This window comes from Halopseudomonas sp., assembly GCF_038130085.1.
GTDB lineage: Bacteria > Pseudomonadota > Gammaproteobacteria > Pseudomonadales > Pseudomonadaceae > Halopseudomonas.
Window position 1 is genome coordinate 28,526 of sequence record NZ_JAYPMU010000003.1, and the last position, 17,669, is coordinate 46,194.

Below are 17,669 nucleotides of genomic sequence, written 5' to 3' on the forward strand. Positions count from 1 at the left end.
TTGACCTGCTCTGCGCTTTTGGTTTTCATGCAGTGATACATAGATCACAAATGCATCACCATTCTCGTTGCCTGGCGCTTGCTGGGTGCGCTGGGGGCTCAGGAAGTGCCGGACTTGAAGCAGCAGTTGCTGAATATGCAGCGCCACCTTGGGTTGAACCCGAATGAGGTGAGGCAGCGTTTGCGTCTGCTGCTCATCAGCGATGACGGCTTCGCTTGCCTGACAGCACACCTGCCGGCGCTTGATCGGCTGCATGTCGAGTGCATCGAGGCGCTGTTCAAGCATTTTGAGCAGTTCGATGAGCCCGCGGCGCTACTGGCCCATCCCGGGCGGCTGACGGCACTCAAGGGCCAGCAACAGAACTACTTCCGACAGCTGTTGCGTGGCCCCTACGATCTTCAGTACGTGCGCCTGCGGCTGCTGGTAGGTCTAACCCATGAGCGTCTAGGTGTCGATCTCAAGTGGTATCTGGCGGCCTTCCACTTCTACCTCGACTTCATGCACCGGGCGATCAATCGCCAGTGGCGTACCGAACCCAAGCTCGCCGAACAGCTCTACGGCTGCCTGCTTAAAGTCGCATTCTTTGATCTCAGTCTTACCGTTGATACCTACTCGAGCGCTGGGAAACTGGCGCTGCAGGCCAGCGAAGACCGCTACGCGCGAGCGGTGCAGGGCGCCAGTGACGGGCTCTGGGAGTGGCATGTCGAGGATGATCGGCTGCATGTCTCCGACCGCTGGCTGGCGATGCTCGGCCTCGACGCTGCGCGGGCCCCGCGCACCTTGAATGACTGGGCCGCGCTCATTCCTGAAGCGCAGCGCGGCGGCTTCCGGGCCGCGGTGCAGGCCCACCTGGACGGCCGCCAACCCTTCCTGCATGTCGAGTGCGAGTTGCGTGACAGCTGGGGCAGGTTGCTCTGGGTGTTGATCCGCGGTGTTGCGGCAACGGATCTGCACGGAGAGCATCTGCTAGCAGGCTCGTTGACCGATATCAGTCAGCGCAAGCAAACCGAGCAGGAGCTGGCGCACATGGTGTTGCACGACGAACTGACCGGGTTGCCCAATCGGCAGCAGGTCAGTCAGTTGTTGACCCAGGCGTTGCAGCGTCAGGCCAAGCCAGGGGCGCGACATTCGGCGGTGCTGTTTATTGATCTGGATCGCTTCAAGTTAATCAATGACAGCTTGGGTCATCAGGCCGGTGATCAGGTGCTGATTCAGGTGGCCAAGCGGATCGAGCGCTGCCTGCGCCCCGGCGATCACCTGGCGCGGTTTGGTGGCGACGAGTTTGTCGTGCTGCTGGATGACATGGCGATGGCGGGTGACGCTGAAGTGGTCGCCAAGCGCATCATGCACGCCTTGCAGTACCCGATTATTGCGGCGTCTCGGCGTTTGTCGGTCAGCGTCAGTATTGGTGTGGCTCCGCTCAAGGGGCACGATGGTCAGCAGGATGTGCTGCGTGAAGCCGATCTGGCGCTGTATCGGGCCAAGGCCTTCGGCAAGTCACAGCTGGCGCTCTACAGCGAGGCGCTGCAGGAAGAGGTCAACCAGCGGTTGAATCTGGAGAACGCATTGAGCGAGGCGTTGGCCCAGCGCCAGTTTGAGCTGTTCTTCCAGCCAATTGTTCAGGTCTCTGCCGGGCGGGCTCAGGCTGTTGGCGTTGAAGCACTGCTGCGCTGGCGGCAGGCCGACCGCCTGGTATCGCCGGATGAATTCATTCCGGTACTAGAAGAGTCTGGTGAGATCGTTGAGGTAGGGGAGTGGGTGCTGCAGGAGGCCTGTACCCAGGTGCGTCGTTGGCAGCAGCAAGGGCTGCCGGGCCTGCGTTGCTCGGTCAACCTGTCTAGTCGCCAGTTGCAGGAACAGGGCTTCGCCAATCGGGTGTCCCAGATCCTGCGCGAAACCGGGTTGCCGCCGTCCAGTCTGGTGCTGGAGATTACCGAAAGCCTGCTGATGCGCGATGTGCCAGACACGCTGGCGGCTTTGCGTGAACTCGAGAGCATGGGTATCCGCATCGCGCTGGATGACTTCGGTACCGGTTTCTCCTCATTGGGTTACTTGCACCGCTACCCGCTGCACATCATCAAGGTCGACAAGAGCTTCATTACCAAAGCCCCCGATGATGAGCGGCTGAAGGCGATCAGTCGGGCAATTATCGGCCTCGGGCGCGGACTTGATATGGATGTAATTGCCGAGGGAATTGAAACCCCCGAGCAGATGGACTTTCTGCACAACGAGGGGTGCAACTTTGTGCAGGGCTACTGGTTCAGTCGTCCGCAATCGGCGGTGGATATCTACCCGATTCTGGCGAAACTATCGATGCAGTCGCGCCTGGCGGAAGTTGAACCTGGTTAGGCTATAGTGCAGTAACCTTCAGCTACTGGGACTGTTCCGTCATGCGCCATTGGTTGCTCGCGTTTGTTGCCGGTTTTCTTGCGGTATTCAGTTTTCATCAACCCGCCCTGGCGCTGCTGCATGCCGCCGGTGTTGTTCCCTTTCCTGCATTCTCCCTCGAGCCGGTTGCGCCGTTGGCGGTCCCCTCGGTGGTGTCGTCGGCGTTCTGGGGCGGTGTCTGGGGCGTTGTGCTGGTGCTCGCGTTGGCGCGCATGGGCAAGCAGCTGCTGTGGTTGAAGGCCGCGCTGTTTGGCGGCGTCGCGCTGACGCTGGTGGCGCTGCTACTGGTATTCCCGCTCAAGGGTTACGGTCTGGATTGGCAGTTATTTGCGCCGCGCTTTGCCATCGGATTCATTCTCAATGCACTCTGGGGGCTAGGCACTCTGGTGTTTCTGCGCGCCTTTGCGCCGCGGGCATGACAGCTGCACTCGGCGGCTGAATTCGGCTACAATGGCGGCTTTTTCCTGCCGGGGTCCGTCACCATGGAAATCAATCCGATTCTGAACACCATCAAAGATCTGCGCAGCCGCTCTGAAACCATCAGGGGGTATCTTTGACTACGATCACAAGCGTGATCGTCTGACCGAAGTAGAGCGTGAGCTGGAAGACCCGAGCGTCTGGAACGAGCCGGAGCGCGCCCAGAATCTGGGACGCGAGCGCTCGCAGCTGGCTGAGATTGTTGGCACCCTCGATGAAATGAGCGGCGGCTTGGCTGACGCCAGCGAGCTGCTCGAGATGGCTGCCGAAGAGGGTGATCAGGGCGCGGTTGATGATGTGGTTGCTGAGCTGAAGCGCTTGCAGGAGGCGCTGGAGAAGCTCGAGTTTCGCCGTATGTTTAGCGGCGAAATGGACGCCAATAACTGCTATCTGGACATCCAGGCCGGCTCCGGCGGCACTGAAGCGCAGGATTGGGCCAACATTCTGCTGCGCATGTACCTGCGCTGGGCGGACCAGCACGGGTTTGATGCGGAGATTGTTGAACTGTCCGAAGGGGAAGTGGCTGGCATCAAGAGTGCGACTGTGCACATCCGTGGCGAATACGCCTTCGGCTGGCTGCGCACCGAAATTGGCGTGCACCGTCTGGTGCGCAAGAGCCCGTTTGACTCCGGTAACCGTCGTCACACCTCATTCTCGGCGGTCTTTGCCTCGCCCGAGATCGACGATGACATCGAAATCGATATCAACCCGGCGGATCTGCGCGTAGATACCTATCGCTCCTCCGGTGCCGGTGGTCAGCACGTTAACACCACCGACTCCGCGGTGCGTATTACCCACATTCCGACCAATACCGTGGTCAGCTGCCAGAACCAGCGCTCACAGCACGCCAACAAGGACCACGCAATGAAGATGTTGCGGGCCAAGTTGTACGAGCTGGAAATGATGAAGCGCACCGAGGCCGCGCAGGCGCTGGAAGACACCAAGTCCGACATCGGCTGGGGTCACCAGATCCGCTCCTACGTGCTCGATCAGTCGCGCATCAAGGATCTGCGTACCGGTATCGAGAACAGCAACTGCAACGCGGTACTGGATGGCGATCTCGATGAGTTTATCGAGGCCAGCCTGAAAATGGGCCTGTAAGCCGATCACCGCACGGCAACCAGCCATGGCCCGCGTTGCGGGCCAACAACCGAATTGATTTTTTCCGGGATTCATCGACATGACCGACCAGCAGCAAGACCTGCAAGCCCAACACGAGGAAGAGAACCAGCTGATCGCGCAGCGCAAGGCCAAGCTGGCCGCAGCCCGCGAGCAGGGTATCGCCTTCCCCAACGACTTCCGCCGCGACAGCCTGTGCGCCGATCTGCAGAAGGCGTACGAGGGCAAGAGCAAGGAGGAGCTGGAGGCCGCGGCCATTCCGGTCAAGATCGCCGGTCGCATCATGCTCAACCGTGGTGCCTTCATGGTGCTGCAGGATACCTCGGGTCGCCTGCAGGTATACGTTGATCGCAAGGGTCTGCCAGCCGAGACGCTGGAGGCGATCAAGACCTGGGACCTGGGTGACATTATTGCCGCTGAAGGTACCCTGGCGCGCTCCGGCAAGGGTGACCTGTACGTGCATATGACCAATGTGCGCCTCCTGACCAAGTCACTGCGTCCGCTGCCGGACAAGCACCACGGTCTGACCGATACCGAGCAGCGCTACCGTCAGCGCTACGTTGATCTGATCGTTAACGAGGAAGCGCGTCATACCTTCCGCGTTCGTTCACAGGTGATCGCGCATATCCGTCGCTTCCTTAACGACCGCGGCTTCCTGGAAGTCGAAACCCCGATGCTGCAGACCATCCCGGGTGGCGCAGCGGCGAAGCCGTTCGAGACGCACCATAACGCGCTGGATATGGCTATGTTCTTGCGTATTGCGCCGGAGCTGTACCTCAAGCGTCTGGTCGTTGGCGGCTTCGAGAAAGTGTTCGAGATCAACCGCAACTTCCGTAACGAGGGTGTCTCGACCCGTCACAACCCCGAGTTCACCATGCTCGAGTTCTATCAGGCCTACGCGGACTACCGCGACAACATGGACCTGACCGAAGAGCTGTTCCGTGAGCTGGCGCAGGCGGTACTGGGCACCTCCGACGTGCCCTATGGTGACAAGGTATTCCACTTCGGTGAGCCCTTCGTACGCCTGTCCGTGTACGACTCCATCCTCAAGTACAACCCGGACATCACCGAGGCAGACCTGAACGACGTCGAGAAGGCGCGCGCGATCGCCAAGAAGGCCGGTGCCAAAGTGCTCGGTCATGAGGGTCTGGGCAAGCTGCAGGTGATGATTTTCGAAGAGCTGGTCGAGCACAAGCTGGAGCAGCCGCACTTCATTACCGAGTATCCGTTCGAAGTGTCGCCGCTGGCGCGCCGCAACGACGACAACCCGAACGTCACCGATCGTTTCGAGCTGTTCATCGGTGGTCGCGAAATCGCCAACGCCTACTCGGAGCTTAATGACGCCGAAGATCAGGCTGAGCGCTTCCTCGCCCAGGTGGCAGAGAAGGACGCTGGCGACGACGAGGCCATGCACTACGACGCCGATTTCGTTCGTGCGCTGGAGTACGGCATGCCGCCGACCGCCGGTGAAGGCATCGGCATCGACCGTCTGGTCATGCTGCTGACCAACTCGCCGTCGATCCGCGACGTGATTCTGTTCCCGCACATGCGCCCGGAGGCGTAAGGGAACAGCGTCGAACCGTGGGCTGAATGCCGATAGCCAGCGGTGGCGCTACGATGGCGAGCATTCGCCATCGCTGCCGTCGGGGTTGGCAGCACTATGCACTATGCGTGGTCCGTGTCGCTGTGATCGTCAGGGAGTCAATGCAGTGAAACAGAGTGAGCAGTATCAGCTGGTCATCCGCAGCTTGTCTGACCGCATCGTTGAGGCGCAGGCACCGATCCGGGTGCTGGACGCTATCAAGTGGGACGACGGCATCCGCGACACCTTTCTCAAGAAGCGCTGCAAGGCGCTGCCTGATGTTAATCCTGACTACTATGCGCAGCGCCCGCTGGGCTTCGACCCGGCTGAGCGTCGGCAGATCTTTCAGGATATCGAGCGCGATATCACTCGTCAGTTGGGCAGCTTCAATCCCGTTGGCCAGATCATGCGCCGCATGTGCCGTGAGTACCGCATGGTCATTCGCATGCTGGAAGCGCGCGGCACCCAGGACTTCGGCCTGATCTCGCAAGAGCTCTACGGTGCGGCATCCGACGCGTTCCATGCTGGAGACCCGACGCTGACCGATCTGGGCATCATGCTCAGTGAGTCGCTGAAGAATATCGCCCGTACCGAATTGGCGCGCGAGCCCAAGACCATTGCCGCACCGGATGCCGTGCAGATTTTGCAGGCTCGGATGAACGAGGCGTTCCCGGACGACCAGGCGGTGCGCGTATTTGAGTCCGACGGTATTGTTGCCGACGCGGCGGCAGGCGCCGACTACATCAAGATTCGCAGCGACGCGATGTTCAACCAGCGTGACCTGAACATCCTGGCGGTGCATGAGGGTATGGTGCATGTGGCGACCAGCCTGAATGGGCAACACCAGCCGATCTGCACCTTCTTGGCCAAGGGGCCGCCATCATCGACGGTGACCCAGGAAGGGCTGGCCATTCTGATGGAAGTGTTGACCTTCAACTCCTACCCGGCGCGGCTGCGCAAGCTGACCGACCGAACTCGGGCGATCCAGATCGCCGAGACCGGCGGTGACTTTCTCGATGTCTTTCAGTTCTATCGGGATGAGGGCTATTCGCGCGATGACAGCTACAACAACACCAGCCGGGTGTTTCGTGGCTCGGCCAGCAACGGGCTGCCGTTTACCAAGGATCTGGTCTACCTGAAGGGCTTTATCCTGACCTACAACTACATTCAGCTGGCAGTACGCAAAGGCAAGTTACAGCAGATCCCGCTGCTGTTTTGTGGCAAAACCACGCTGGAGGATATGCGCACGCTGGGGCAGTTGGTGGAGGAAGGACTGGTTGTACCGCCGCGTTACCTGCCGGCGCCCTTTGCTGACCTCAACGCGCTGAGTGCCTGGATGTGCTTCTCGGGCTTTTTGAACAACCTCAGTCTGGATCGGGTCGAAGCAGACTACGCCAACATTCTGTAATCGGAGTATTCGATGTCGCAAACGCAGGAAATCAACAAACTGCCGATCATTCTCACGGCCATCATCACCGTGATTGCCACCGTTACCGTGCTGCACCTGTACGGTTATCTGAACTTCGTCAATCCGGAAAAAGGCCTGGAGCTGGCGGACTACCGGGTGGTGACTGTCGGTTCGGAGGAAGCGGGTAGCCTGCGTCGCAACCCGGCCAAGCATGAGGCCGAATGTGTGGACGGTATTCTGGTGTTGCACGCCAGTAACATGAATGGCTTGTCCGGGGTGCTGAAGGACAATCGCGACCGCGTCGTGCGCTGTGTGAATCAAACCGTACCGTTGGCGGAGTAAGCCATGACGGAGCGGCCGGTGCAATTGGAGGAAGGGTGGCTGGACGCCCTGCAGAGTGAGTTTGAACAGCCCTACATGCAGGCGCTGCGCAGCTTTTTGCAGGCAGAGAAGGCGGCTGGTAAGGCGATCTTTCCGCCGGGTCCGCTGATTTTCAACGCGCTCAACTCCACGCCGCTGGACAAGGTTCGGGTGGTGATTATCGGACAAGATCCTTATCACGGGCCCGGGCAGGCGCATGGTCTGAGCTTTTCGGTGCCGCCAGGTGTGCGCACGCCGCCATCGCTACAAAACATCTTCAAGGAAATCAATCGGGATCTTGGGTTGCCTATCCCGGGTCACGGCTGCCTTCAGTCTTGGGCAGAGCAGGGGGTGCTGCTGCTCAATGCGGTACTCACCGTCGAGCAGGCTCAGGCTGGCTCCCATGCGAAACGCGGGTGGGAGCGATTCACCTCAAAGGTCATCGAGCTGGTTAACGAGCGCTGCGAAAACTGCGTCTTTTTGTTGTGGGGCAGCTATGCCCAGCGCAAGGGTGAGCAGATCGATCGGGCAAGACACCATGTGCTGACGTCGGTACATCCATCGCCCTTGTCGGCGCATCGTGGCTTCATTGGTAATGGGCATTTTTCCGCAGCGAACGACTATCTTGTCAGTAAGGGGCTGGCGCCCATTGACTGGAGCCTGCCAGATCTTCCCCGGTAACTGTCTGATGACTGCTGGAGATTGTCATGGAACATGCACTACAACCCTACACTGCGCTGGTTCCGCGCACCGACAAGCTGGTGGTACAAAAGGCTGGCCATACGGCGCTGGTCACCATCGATAACCCGCCAGCCAACACTTGGGACTCCGACACCCTGCACGGTCTGCCGGAGCTGCTCAACCACCTTAACAGTGATCCGGATATCTATGCGTTGGTGCTCACTGGACGTGGCGAGCGCTTCTTTTCGGCCGGCGCTGATCTGAAGATGTTTGCCGATGGTAATCCGGCGCGTGCTCGAGAGATGGCGCGGTTGTTCGGTCAGGCGTTTGAAGCGCTGCGCGACTTCTCCGGAGTCACTATCGCTGCCATCAATGGTTATGCAATGGGCGGTGGACTGGAATGTGCCTTGGCCTGCGATATCCGTATTGCCGAGCGGCAGGCGCAGCTGGCGCTGCCTGAGGCGGGAGTAGGTTTGTTGCCTTGTGCTGGCGGGACGCAGGCGCTTGCCTGGTTGGTGGGCGAGGGGTGGGCCAAACGCATGATCCTCTGCGGCGAGCGGGTCGATGGCGTGCGCGCCGAGCGGATTGGTCTGGTAGAGGAATGTGTCGAGCAGGGGCAGGCGCTGGGCGTTGCCTTGCGGCTGGCGGCGCAAGTGGCGCGGCAAAGCCCGGCAGCGGTGCGTTACTGCAAGGAGTTGATTCAGGGGGGCAGAGCACAGCCGATCAATACGCTACTGGCGCGGGAGCGTGAGCGCTTTGTCGATCTGTTTGAGCTTGAAGATACGGTAGAGGGCGTCAACGCCTTTCTGGAGAAGCGACCGCCGCAGTGGACGCGGCGGTAGCGTGAGCCTCGCAGCGCTGGCTTAGGCCAGCAGCTGCATCGCGGCCTCCATCTCGGCCGACAAGTCTTCTTCTTCGTTCTCCGCCGATGGATCCAAACCGAGTTTGGCGAAGGCCGGAATCGCGCTCCAGTCCATTTGGGTGTACGGATGCTGAGTACCGGCCAGTGATTGCAGTACGGCGACCTGGACAATGTCGGCGTAGTCGACGCTGGGCGAGTTGCGCTTGAAGTCCAGGTGCTGTGACGGCACGTGGCGCAGCGGTGCTGGGAAGTCCCAGGCTTGCAGGATTCGGTCACCCAGCACTGGATGGATGCGCTCGATGACCAGATTCAGGCTGATCGAATCACGCAGCAGCTGCGGGTTTTCTTCTGCGTAGGCCAGAATCGGCAGCACGCCAATTTGGTGTACGAGGCCGGCAAGGGTGGCCTGGTCCGGCTTGAGTTTGGTGTAGTGACGGCATAGAACGTGGCTGATGCCGGCCACTTCAGTGCTGCGGGTCCAGACCTCGCGCATCTTGCGGTCGATGACGTCGGAGGTCGCCTGGAACATCTGCGACATCGCCAGGCCGGTAGCCAGGTTGGCGGTGTAGGTGATGCCCATGCGGTTTACCGCCATCGCCAGATCGGTGATCTCCTGCCGGCTGCGCAGCAGCGGGCTGTTGACGACCTTGATCAGGCGCGCGCTCAGCGCGGCATCGTTACTGATTTCCTTAACCAAATGGGGGATGCTGACGTCCGGATCCTCGGCTGCTTCGCGCACACGCAGTGCGACCTCCGGCAAGGTTGGCAGCACCAGTTGGTCTTTCTCGATGGCCTGGATCAGTTCGTCCTGGACGCGCTGGGCAAGATCTGTCATCTCGTGTCCCTTGTCTCTTTATGATTCGGCTTCAGCGGCCGTAAGTTCGTGTTCGTAGGGCAGATCGGCAAGGCTGATCAGCGGGCCGTCGCTGGTTCCTGCGCTCAATGAGGCCAATTGTGCCGCATCTTTCTGAAGGACAGCCAGTATTTCCACTGCCTTGCTGCCGCGTGCGGCGATGACAACTTCACCGACCGACTTGCCTGTATCCCGATCAACAATCTCGGTGCCGGGTTGGGGCAACGCATCGCCAGCCATAAGCAGGCGATACATGCGCCGCTTCAGCTTGCCCAGATACTGCATGCGAGCGACGATTTCCTGGCCGGTGTAGCAGCCCTTGCGGAAGCTGACGCCACCCAGTTGCTGCAGATTCAGCATCTGCGGGATGAAGCTCTCGCGGGTCGGGCCGGTGACCTGCCCGACGCCGTTTTGAATTTGCTGCAGCAGCCATTGGTTCAGTGCGACCGGACTGGCGTGCTGGCATAGTTGATCGAGCAGGGCCTCTGCGCGTTCGGCCGGGGCCCAGAGTGCACAGGCGCCGCCTGGCAGGTCAATGGCGAACACATTGTCGCTGCGCAGCACTGCGCCATTGGCGGGCAGGCTGAGGCCGCAGCTTTGCAGCGCCGCCTCAGCCGCTTCGCCCCAAATGCCAAAGCCGACCCAGCTCTGGCTTTGGTTGCTCAGTTGGCACTTGTAGAACACCGCGTACTTGGCCAGGTCTGCCAGCTGCGCTTCAATCAGTTCGCGATCAAGGCTCAGCATGACGCCCTGGTCGGTGCGCCACAGGCGGAAGCTGGACTGCATGCGGCCTTTGGGGTTGCAGCGAGCGCCGAGCGTGCTGGTGTCTGCTGATACGCTTTTCAGGTCGCAGGTGATCTGGCCCTGCAGGAACTTGTCGGTATCGGCGCCGTCGATGGTGATGATGCCTTCGTGGCTCAGCCAGCTGACGCAGGTGGCGCAGTCTGCCCGGTCGTCAGTAAAGCGAGCGGCGAGGTCGGGTAGTTGAGTCATGCCTGTCGTTGTTCCAGTGGTTCAGGTGGTACATCATAGGGGCAGGGCAGGTGCTTGTCAGGCACTGCTTGCCGTTATAATGCGGTTTTTACCAAGCAGTTCAATCCTCACTGTGGAGTTGCCGATGTCGGCCGATATAGAAATGAAGCGTTTGTTCTGGCACAGCCGTCGCGGCATGCTGGAGCTGGATGTATTGCTGGTGCCCTTCCTGCAGGAAGTGTACCCGACGCTGGAGGCCGCCGATCAGCAGCGTTACCAGAAGTTGCTGGAGTGTGAGGACCAGGACATGTTTGGCTGGTTCATGCAGCGTGGCAAGCCGGAGGACCCGGATCTGCGACGCATCGTGGAGATGATTCTCGATCGTGTACAGCCCAACTGAATATCTGTTGTTGCGCCGTCAGCCATCCCGTTGGCTGGCATTGGCTCTGGCGCTGATGGGGCTGTTGGCCTGCGTCGGCGTGGTCAAGAGTGCGCTGTCGCTATGGCCCAGTGTGCTGTGCCTGCTGCTGGTGGCTGTCTACTGCAGTTGGATTTGGCCGCGTCAGGTCAGTCTAAGCCATCCGCATTCGGTCACTGGCTTGCGGTTTGATAGTGACGGTTGGCATGTTCTGCGCCGTGACGGCTCGGAGGTCGCGGCACGGCTGCTGGCCGACACCTACGTGAGTGCGATGCTGACAGTGGTGCGGTTGCGCGAGCAGGGACGCTGGTGCCCGGTGTCTGTGGTGCTGCCGGCAGACGCCGCGTCCGAAGAAAGCCTGCGGCGTCTGCGCTTGCGCTTGCGCTTTAGTCGCCAGCGCTGGGCGGCTGCAGAATAGTATCCAGAGCCTCGTCCAGCTGAGCCGGAAAGTCTAAGGTGTAATGCAAGCCACGGCTTTCCCGGCGCAGCATGGCTGAGCGGATGATCAGGTCCGCAACCAGCGCGAGGTTGCGCAGTTCCAGCAAGTCACGGCTGACGCGATAGTTGCTGTAAAACTCGTGAATTTCTCCTCGCAGCATGTCGACGCGGTGCTTGGCGCGCTGCAGACGCTTTGATGTCCGCACGATCCCCACGTAGTCCCACATGAAGCGCCGCAGCTCATCCCAGTTGTGCGAGATGATGACGTCCTCATCCGAGTCGGTTACCTGGCTTTCATCCCAGTTCGGCAGATCTGTTGGCATCTCGGTGCCGGGCAGCCGGTCGAGGATGTCGCGGCTGGCGGCGCGGCCGTAGACGATGCATTCCAGCAGCGAGTTGCTGGCCATGCGGTTGGCTCCATGCAAGCCGGTGAAGCTGGTCTCGCCAATGGCGTAGAGCTGTTCGACATCGGTATGACCGCTGCTGTCGACCATCACGCCGCCACAGGTGTAGTGCGCTGCGGGTACTACCGGGATCGGTTCCTTGGTGATGTCGATACCGAATGCCAGACAGCGTTCGTGGACGGTCGGGAAGTGGCTGCGGATGAATTCGGCCGGCTTGTGCGTAATGTCCAGATAGACACAATCCAGGCCGAGGCGCTTCATCTCGTGGTCAATGGCGCGGGCGACAATATCCCGTGGTGCGAGCTCGGCGCGTTCGTCGAAGCGCGGCATGAAGCGCTCGCCATTGGGCAGGCGCAATAGGGCTCCCTCGCCTCGCAGTGCTTCGGTGATCAGGAAACTCTTGGCTTTGGGGTGGTACAGGCACGTGGGATGGAATTGGTTGAACTCCATATTGGCCACTCGGCAGCCCGCGCGCCAGGCCATGGCAATACCGTCGCCAGAGGCGCTGTCGGGGTTGCTGGTGTACAGATACACTTTGCTGGCGCCGCCGGTCGCCAGCACAGTAAAGCGCGCGGCAACCGTTTCTACCCGGCCGGTCGAGCGATTGAGAATGTAGGCGCCGAGGCACTGATTACCGCTGCGGCCGAGTTTTTGCGAGGTGATCAGGTCAACCGCAACGCGGTTGTCGAGCAGTTCGATATTGGCATGCTCTTCAGCGCGCTGCAGCAGTGTGTTGAAAATGGCGGCGCCGGTGGCGTCGGCAGCATGAATGATACGGCGATGACTGTGGCCGCCCTCTCGGGTGAGGTGGAAGTCATCGCTTTCACTGCCGTCCTCTCGGCGCTCCCGGGTAAAGGGCACGCCCTGGTCGACCAGCCAGCCGATGGCGTCGCGGCTGTCACCGACAATCTGTCGTACCGCATCTTCGTGACACAGGCCGCCACCGGCGATCAGCGTGTCCTGCACATGGGCATCGACTGTGTCGGTATCATCCAGCACCGCGGCAACGCCGCCCTGCGCCCAGAACGTGGAGCCTTCCGATAGCTGGCCTTTGCTCAGCACGGCGACGCGCAGGTCGCTCGCCAGGTGCAGTGCCAGCGTGAGGCCGGCAGCGCCGCTGCCGATGACCAGTACATCGTATTGCCGTTGTTGCGTCATTGCGTTCATGGGGCTCAGTGCTTGCGTCGAGGCGTCCTAGTATATAGAAGCCGAGTGCCTCACAATACTGTCACCCATGGGGGCGTGTGCTGGATATCACCGCGGTTGATGAAAGTGATGGCCCATTGCGCTCAAGGGGGAACTTTTTGCCATCGTCCGTGCTCCTAGTCCTGTACCTGAGTGAGGGGAGAACTTTTGGTTACATCTTGTGTCTACGATAACAGCGCCGGTCGCGGGCTTCGACGAGTGTTCGAGCAATGACCGGACAGAGTGATCAGCAACTGGTTGAACGGGTGCAGAAGGGCGATAAGCGCGCCTTTGATCTGCTGGTACTGAAGTATCAGCACAAGATTCTCGCGCTGGTAACTCGCTTCGTGCATGACAGTCATGAAGCGCAGGATGTTGCTCAGGAAGCCTTCATCAAGGCCTATCGTGCACTGGCAAATTTTCGCGGCGACAGCGCTTTTTATACTTGGCTGTACCGCATTGCGATCAACACCGCCAAGAACTACCTGGTTGCGCGCAATCGGCGCCCACCGGATAGCGATATTGCCGCAGACGAGGCGGAGTACTACGACGGCGACAGTATTCTCAAGGATATTCACTCGCCCGAGCGCGATATGTTGCGCAACGAAATCGAGCAAGTAGTGAACCGAACGCTGCAACAGTTGCCTGATGATTTAAGAACGGCATTAACCCTTCGAGAGTTTGAAGGGTTGAGCTATGAAGATATTGCGAACGTGATGGATTGTCCTGTTGGGACTGTTCGTTCCCGAATTTTTCGGGCCCGTGAAGCAATCGATAAAGCCCTGAAACCGCTGCTTGAGGCATAGGTAGCAGGGTGGGGTGCAACGCAGTGAGCCCGATGGGGCCAACAGCAGAGGTAAAGCAATGAGAAGCGAAGTCTTGCAGGAGTCTCTTTCCGCGCTCATGGATAATGAGGCTGATGAACTGGAAGTGCGCCGTGTTCTCCAGGCCACCGAGCAGGATCCGGAGCTGCGTGGTACCTGGTCGCGCTACCAAGTAGCGCGCTCGGTGATGCACAAGGAGCCATGGCAGGGTTCGATTGATCTGTCGGCTGGTATTGCTGCCGCATTGCACTACGAGCCGGCTCTGCAAGTGGCGCCGCACGCGTCGACTGCGAAAGGCGGGTCCGTGATCTGGCGCAACATGGGCCGGGTAGCGGTAGCCGCGTCGGTTACCCTAGCGGTGCTCGTTGGGGTGCGAATGGTCAACCAGGACGCGGTGCCGGGTGGTAGTCAGATGACGGCGGCGACCATGTCTGCACCGTCCATGCTGCAGGCCAATCCGGCGGCTCGTTCTGGTGCGGTGCTGGCGGGTTACTCGCAAACCGGTAATGCTGGTGCTGAGCCGCTGGCTCCGGCTCAGGCGCCTTCAGCCTGGCATGAGCAGCGCATTGGCCGTTACCTGCGTGAGCACGCGGAAGCCAGCGCTCAAGCCGGTAGCCCCCAGCTGATACCCTATGCTCGTGCCGCCAGTATGGAAGGTCGCTAGTGGTTGCGTGTCGACGTACGCTGAGCTGCTGCTCCCTGGCAGCTTTGCTGATTTCTCCACTGGTTCAGGCGCGTGATGCGAGCCAGTGGTTGCAAGGGATGGTTGACGCGGTAGGACAGCAAAGTTATTCGGGGTCGTTCGTCTATGAGCGATCCGGCAGTTTCAGTACCCACCATATTTGGCATCAAGCCGATAACGCTGGCATTACCGAGCGCCTGTTGCGCGCGGACGGTGAGCCGCAGGAGTGGGTGCGCCAAGACGGGCAGATCCAGTGTGCCAGTTCTTTCGCAGCAGCCTCGGGTTGGCCTGCTGACGCCTCCGTTTCCCTGAATCCGGACAAGCTTGCGCGTTGGTATGCGCTGGATGTGCTGGGTTCAACGCGTGTTGCGGATCGCCCCGTAACGGTCGTGGCGATGAAGCCGCGAGATGCCTTCCGATATGCATACGAGTTGTATCTGGACGACCAGACCGGCCTGTTGCTCAAATCGTTACTCATCAATGAGCGCAATGTTCTGCTTGAGCGCTTCCAGTTCACCGATGTGCAATTTAATGATCTTGATGACGATCAGCTCGACGCGGGCCCTGGCTGCCTTGCGCTCACCGAGCCAGCGCCTGAAAAGCTGATCGACACCTCTGGCTGGGTGCCGGGCTGGTTACCCCCCGGTTTTGTCGCAGGAGATCCGGTGGTTCGTTCTTTTGAGCGTAACGAGCCTCCGGTGATGAGCCAGGCTTTCAGTGACGGTCTTGCTCGATTTACCTTGTTTGTTGAGCCGCTTGGCGAAGGGGCGCTGGCCGAGGATTTGTTGGCTCAGCTTGGGCCGACGGTCGCGGTGAGTCGACGTCTGCAGGTTGATGGGGCACCTTATCTGGCGACCATCGTTGGTGAAATCCCGCCGGCGACCGCAGAGCGCGTTGCCGCTTCCTTTCCCCACACTACCGCGGAGTTGGCGCAGTGATTGAGGAGCGGGGGCGGGTTTTGAGTGTCGAGCCTGGTGCTGTGTGGGTCGAGACCGTGCGCACCAGTACCTGCGGCAACTGTGCTGCCAAGGTCGGATGCGGCCAGGCGTTGCTCGCCAAGGTCGGTTCTGGCGCTAAACGGGGCTTTATCCGAGCCTTGACGGACCGCAGTTGGCAGGTCGGTGATGAAGTATTTATCGGTATTCCAGAGGATGCCGTCGTTCGAGGCGCGCTCTGGGTGTATATGGTTCCGTTGCTGGGGTTGTTTGTCAGCGCACTGCTGGCTCAGGCCTTGGGGGTGACGGAGCCTTTGGTGATTGGGGCTGCGATGGTTGGCCTGATCGCCGGTTTTGCAGTAGTGCGCTGGCATGGCCAGCGAGCGCAGCGTGATCCGCAAATGATGCCGCAGGTGTTGCGCTCGGCGGGGCAGATGATGCCCTTCGCCCCGGAGGGGCGGCTGAACGGCTGATGTCTTTGCAAGACAGTCCTTGATACAGGTGAGGAGAAATCAGGCTTATGTTGTCTGTTCGACGTTGGGCCCTTGCGGCTGCAGGTGTGCTGATTCTGGGATGGCAATCGCTGGTGGTTGCGGCAGATCTGCCGGACTTTACCGAGCTGGTGGAAGAGGCATCGCCGGCGATCGTCAATATTAGTACCCGCCAGAACGTCTCCAGTCAGCCAATGGCTGGTGTTCAGGGTATGCCGGATCTGGAAGGCATGCCGCCGATGTTCCGTGAGTTCTTTGAGCGTAGCTTCCCGCAGGCGCCATCACCGCGTGAGCGTGAAGCGCCGCAATCGCTGGGTTCGGGTTTTATCATTTCCCACGATGGTTATGTGCTGACCAATAATCACGTGGTCGCCGATGCAGACGAGATCTTTGTGCGCCTGTCGGATCGTCGTGAAATGCAGGCCGAGCTCGTGGGTGCTGACCCGCGCTCGGATCTTGCGCTGCTGAAGATTGACGCTGGCGACGACCTGCCGGTGGTAAAGATCGGCAAATCGGCGGATCTCAAGCCAGGTGAATGGGTGCTGGCGATCGGTTCGCCCTTTGGTTTTGACTACTCTGTGACGGCTGGCATCGTCAGCGCCAAGGGTCGCAGCCTGCCCAACGAGAACTACGTCCCCTTCATTCAGACCGATGTGGCGATTAACCCGGGTAACTCCGGCGGGCCGCTGTTCAACCTGGATGGCGAGGTTGTTGGTATCAACTCGCAAATCTTCACCCGTTCCGGCGGATTTATGGGGTTGTCATTCGCCATTCCGATGGATGTGGCGATGGATGTGGTTGAGCAGATCAAGGATAACGGCAGCGTGCAGCGAGGCTGGCTCGGTGTCGTGATTCAGGAGGTCAACAAGGACTTGGCTGAGTCGTTTGATCTGCCCAAGCCCGCGGGTGCGCTGGTGGCTCAGATCATGCCCGGTGGTCCGGCTGATAAGGGTGGCCTGAAGGTGGGCGATGTGATTCTCGAGTTTAACGGCCATGAGGTGGTTCGCTCGTCTGATCTGCCGCACGCAGTGGGTCGAGTCCGCCCTGGCACTGATGCGACGCTGGTGGTGATGCGCGACAAGCAGCGCAAGACGCTGACCATGGAAATCGGTGCGCTGCCGGATGACGACGCAGTCGCCGCAGCCGGCAGTAATGAGCAGGCGCCGAGCAAAACCTCCAATCGGCTGGGTGTGAGCGTCGCTGAGCTGAGCGATGAGCAGAAGAAAAACCTCGACATCCACTCTGGTGTGGTTGTGCGCGAAGTCAGTCGTGGTCCGGGTGCAATGGTTGGTCTGCGTCCTGGTGACATCATCACCAACCTCGACAATCGCTCTGTGGATTCGGTAGAGACCTTCACCCGAATCGCTCGCGACCTGCCGGACAATCGCTCGATCTCCATGCGGGTGATTCGTCAGGGCCGCGCCAGCTACATTACCTTCCGCCTGGCGGAGTAAGTTCAGCGCTTTGCTGCTCCCGGTCGTCGACGGTGCTAACAGGGCGATGACCGGGGGCTGCAGCGATGGCGACATCGTCGCTAATCAGGTAAACTCGCGGGCTGTTTTGGGGAATCGCATCCCCGTCTCGCCAAGT

General features: G+C 60.2%; 18 protein-coding genes. 15 read left to right on the top strand and 3 right to left on the bottom strand.

Translation table 11 applies throughout. The features are described from left to right. Positions 1–105: 105 nt before the first annotated feature. The 8 genes from AAFM31_RS03050 to AAFM31_RS03085 all read left to right on the top strand — a co-directional run bounded on the left by AAFM31_RS03050 (position 106) and on the right by AAFM31_RS03085 (position 8,857). Positions 106–2,349 carry a putative bifunctional diguanylate cyclase/phosphodiesterase gene (locus AAFM31_RS03050; RefSeq protein WP_371833006.1) on the top strand — a complete coding sequence of 748 codons (2,244 nt, stop codon included), beginning with the start codon at positions 106–108 and terminating at the stop codon, positions 2,347–2,349. A gap of 41 nt (positions 2,350–2,390) precedes the next feature. Continuing rightward, on the top strand, positions 2,391–2,807 hold the full coding sequence (locus AAFM31_RS03055; RefSeq protein WP_341706434.1) for a hypothetical protein: 417 nt from the start codon (positions 2,391–2,393) through the stop codon (positions 2,805–2,807). A 63-nt stretch (positions 2,808–2,870) separates the two neighbouring features. Next, positions 2,871–3,966, top strand: a protein-coding gene (gene prfB / locus AAFM31_RS03060; protein ID WP_341706435.1) for a peptide chain release factor 2 whose coding sequence is annotated in 2 segments (ribosomal slippage) — positions 2,871–2,942 and positions 2,944–3,966 — 1,095 coding nt in all. Because the reading frame shifts where the segments join, the coding sequence is not laid out codon by codon here. Positions 3,967–4,045: 79 nt separating this feature from the next. Then, positions 4,046–5,548 (top strand): lysine--tRNA ligase, encoded by a 1,503-nt coding sequence (lysS, locus tag AAFM31_RS03065; protein ID WP_341706436.1) that lies wholly within the window; start codon positions 4,046–4,048, stop codon positions 5,546–5,548. Positions 5,549–5,693: 145 nt separating this feature from the next. Beyond that, positions 5,694–6,974 (top strand): flavohemoglobin expression-modulating QEGLA motif protein, encoded by a 1,281-nt coding sequence (locus AAFM31_RS03070; RefSeq protein WP_371833007.1) that lies wholly within the window; start codon positions 5,694–5,696, stop codon positions 6,972–6,974. 12 nt (positions 6,975–6,986) lie between these two features. Continuing rightward, positions 6,987–7,316 (top strand): hypothetical protein, encoded by a 330-nt coding sequence (locus AAFM31_RS03075; RefSeq protein ID WP_341706439.1) that lies wholly within the window; start codon positions 6,987–6,989, stop codon positions 7,314–7,316. A 3-nt stretch (positions 7,317–7,319) separates the two neighbouring features. Next, positions 7,320–8,015 carry a uracil-DNA glycosylase gene (gene ung / locus AAFM31_RS03080; RefSeq protein ID WP_341706440.1) on the top strand — a complete coding sequence of 232 codons (696 nt, stop codon included), beginning with the start codon at positions 7,320–7,322 and terminating at the stop codon, positions 8,013–8,015. A gap of 26 nt (positions 8,016–8,041) precedes the next feature. Then, on the top strand, positions 8,042–8,857 hold the full coding sequence (locus AAFM31_RS03085; protein ID WP_341706442.1) for an enoyl-CoA hydratase: 816 nt from the start codon (positions 8,042–8,044) through the stop codon (positions 8,855–8,857). Between the two features lie 21 nt (positions 8,858–8,878). Here the strand turns inward: AAFM31_RS03085 and AAFM31_RS03090 are convergent, their stop codons facing one another. Both AAFM31_RS03090 and AAFM31_RS03095 read right to left on the bottom strand, forming a co-directional pair. After that, a complete protein-coding gene (locus AAFM31_RS03090; RefSeq protein ID WP_341706443.1) occupies positions 8,879–9,712 on the bottom strand; it encodes an HDOD domain-containing protein in 834 nt (277 codons plus the stop codon). Positions 9,713–9,730: 18 nt separating this feature from the next. After that, a complete protein-coding gene (locus AAFM31_RS03095) occupies positions 9,731–10,723 on the bottom strand; it encodes a folate-binding protein (protein WP_341706444.1) in 993 nt (330 codons plus the stop codon). A gap of 124 nt (positions 10,724–10,847) precedes the next feature. Here AAFM31_RS03095 and AAFM31_RS03100 point away from each other — a divergent pair, with 124 nt between their 5' ends. Both AAFM31_RS03100 and AAFM31_RS03105 read left to right on the top strand, forming a co-directional pair. Beyond that, positions 10,848–11,102: a succinate dehydrogenase assembly factor 2 gene (locus AAFM31_RS03100; protein ID WP_341706445.1), complete on the top strand. Its 255-nt coding sequence runs from the start codon at positions 10,848–10,850 to the stop codon at positions 11,100–11,102. Next, entirely contained in the window at positions 11,086–11,538 is a 453-nt protein-coding gene (locus tag AAFM31_RS03105) for a hypothetical protein (RefSeq protein ID WP_341706446.1), read from the top strand. Before AAFM31_RS03100 ends, AAFM31_RS03105 begins: the two co-directional genes overlap by 17 nt. Here the strand turns inward: AAFM31_RS03105 and nadB are convergent. Continuing rightward, entirely contained in the window at positions 11,507–13,120 is a 1,614-nt protein-coding gene (gene nadB / locus AAFM31_RS03110; protein WP_341706654.1) for an L-aspartate oxidase, read from the bottom strand. The two genes, AAFM31_RS03105 and nadB, sit on opposite strands and share 32 nt — an antisense overlap. 257 nt (positions 13,121–13,377) lie before the next feature. Here nadB and rpoE point away from each other — a divergent pair, with 257 nt between their 5' ends. The 5 genes from rpoE to AAFM31_RS03135 are packed head-to-tail and all read left to right on the top strand — an operon-like array spanning position 13,378 to position 17,533. Continuing rightward, on the top strand, positions 13,378–13,953 hold the full coding sequence (rpoE, locus tag AAFM31_RS03115) for an RNA polymerase sigma factor RpoE (RefSeq protein WP_341706447.1): 576 nt from the start codon (positions 13,378–13,380) through the stop codon (positions 13,951–13,953). Positions 13,954–14,011: 58 nt separating this feature from the next. Then, on the top strand, positions 14,012–14,635 hold the full coding sequence (locus AAFM31_RS03120; protein ID WP_341706448.1) for an RseA family anti-sigma factor: 624 nt from the start codon (positions 14,012–14,014) through the stop codon (positions 14,633–14,635). Then, the gene (locus tag AAFM31_RS03125; RefSeq protein ID WP_341706449.1) at positions 14,635–15,591 is read left to right on the top strand and encodes a MucB/RseB C-terminal domain-containing protein; all 957 of its coding nucleotides are present in this window, start codon (positions 14,635–14,637) and stop codon (positions 15,589–15,591) included. The genes AAFM31_RS03120 and AAFM31_RS03125 overlap by 1 nt, the downstream gene beginning before the upstream one ends. A gap of 20 nt (positions 15,592–15,611) precedes the next feature. Beyond that, positions 15,612–16,061 (top strand): SoxR reducing system RseC family protein, encoded by a 450-nt coding sequence (locus AAFM31_RS03130; RefSeq protein ID WP_341706450.1) that lies wholly within the window; start codon positions 15,612–15,614, stop codon positions 16,059–16,061. Positions 16,062–16,099: 38 nt separating this feature from the next. After that, positions 16,100–17,533: a DegQ family serine endoprotease gene (locus AAFM31_RS03135; protein WP_371833010.1), complete on the top strand. Its 1,434-nt coding sequence runs from the start codon at positions 16,100–16,102 to the stop codon at positions 17,531–17,533. Positions 17,534–17,669: the final 136 nt, after the last annotated feature.

Bases quoted from the DNA above. Each gene is read 5' to 3' on its own strand.
- AAFM31_RS03100 (WP_341706445.1), top strand. From the start codon at position 10,848: ATGTCGGCCGATATAGAAATGAAGCGTTTGTTCTGGCACAGCCGTCGC.
- AAFM31_RS03055 (WP_341706434.1), top strand. From the start codon at position 2,391: ATGCGCCATTGGTTGCTCGCGTTTGTTGCCGGTTTTCTTGCGGTATTC.
- AAFM31_RS03090 (WP_341706443.1), bottom strand. From the start codon at position 9,712: ATGACAGATCTTGCCCAGCGCGTCCAGGACGAACTGATCCAGGCCATC.
- rpoE (WP_341706447.1), top strand. From the start codon at position 13,378: ATGACCGGACAGAGTGATCAGCAACTGGTTGAACGGGTGCAGAAGGGC.
- AAFM31_RS03120 (WP_341706448.1), top strand. From the start codon at position 14,012: ATGAGAAGCGAAGTCTTGCAGGAGTCTCTTTCCGCGCTCATGGATAAT.
- AAFM31_RS03085 (WP_341706442.1), top strand. From the start codon at position 8,042: ATGGAACATGCACTACAACCCTACACTGCGCTGGTTCCGCGCACCGAC.
- lysS (WP_341706436.1), top strand. From the start codon at position 4,046: ATGACCGACCAGCAGCAAGACCTGCAAGCCCAACACGAGGAAGAGAAC.
- AAFM31_RS03095 (WP_341706444.1), bottom strand. From the start codon at position 10,723: ATGACTCAACTACCCGACCTCGCCGCTCGCTTTACTGACGACCGGGCA.
- nadB (WP_341706654.1), bottom strand. From the start codon at position 13,120: ATGACGCAACAACGGCAATACGATGTACTGGTCATCGGCAGCGGCGCT.
- AAFM31_RS03075 (WP_341706439.1), top strand. From the start codon at position 6,987: ATGTCGCAAACGCAGGAAATCAACAAACTGCCGATCATTCTCACGGCC.
- ung (WP_341706440.1), top strand. From the start codon at position 7,320: ATGACGGAGCGGCCGGTGCAATTGGAGGAAGGGTGGCTGGACGCCCTG.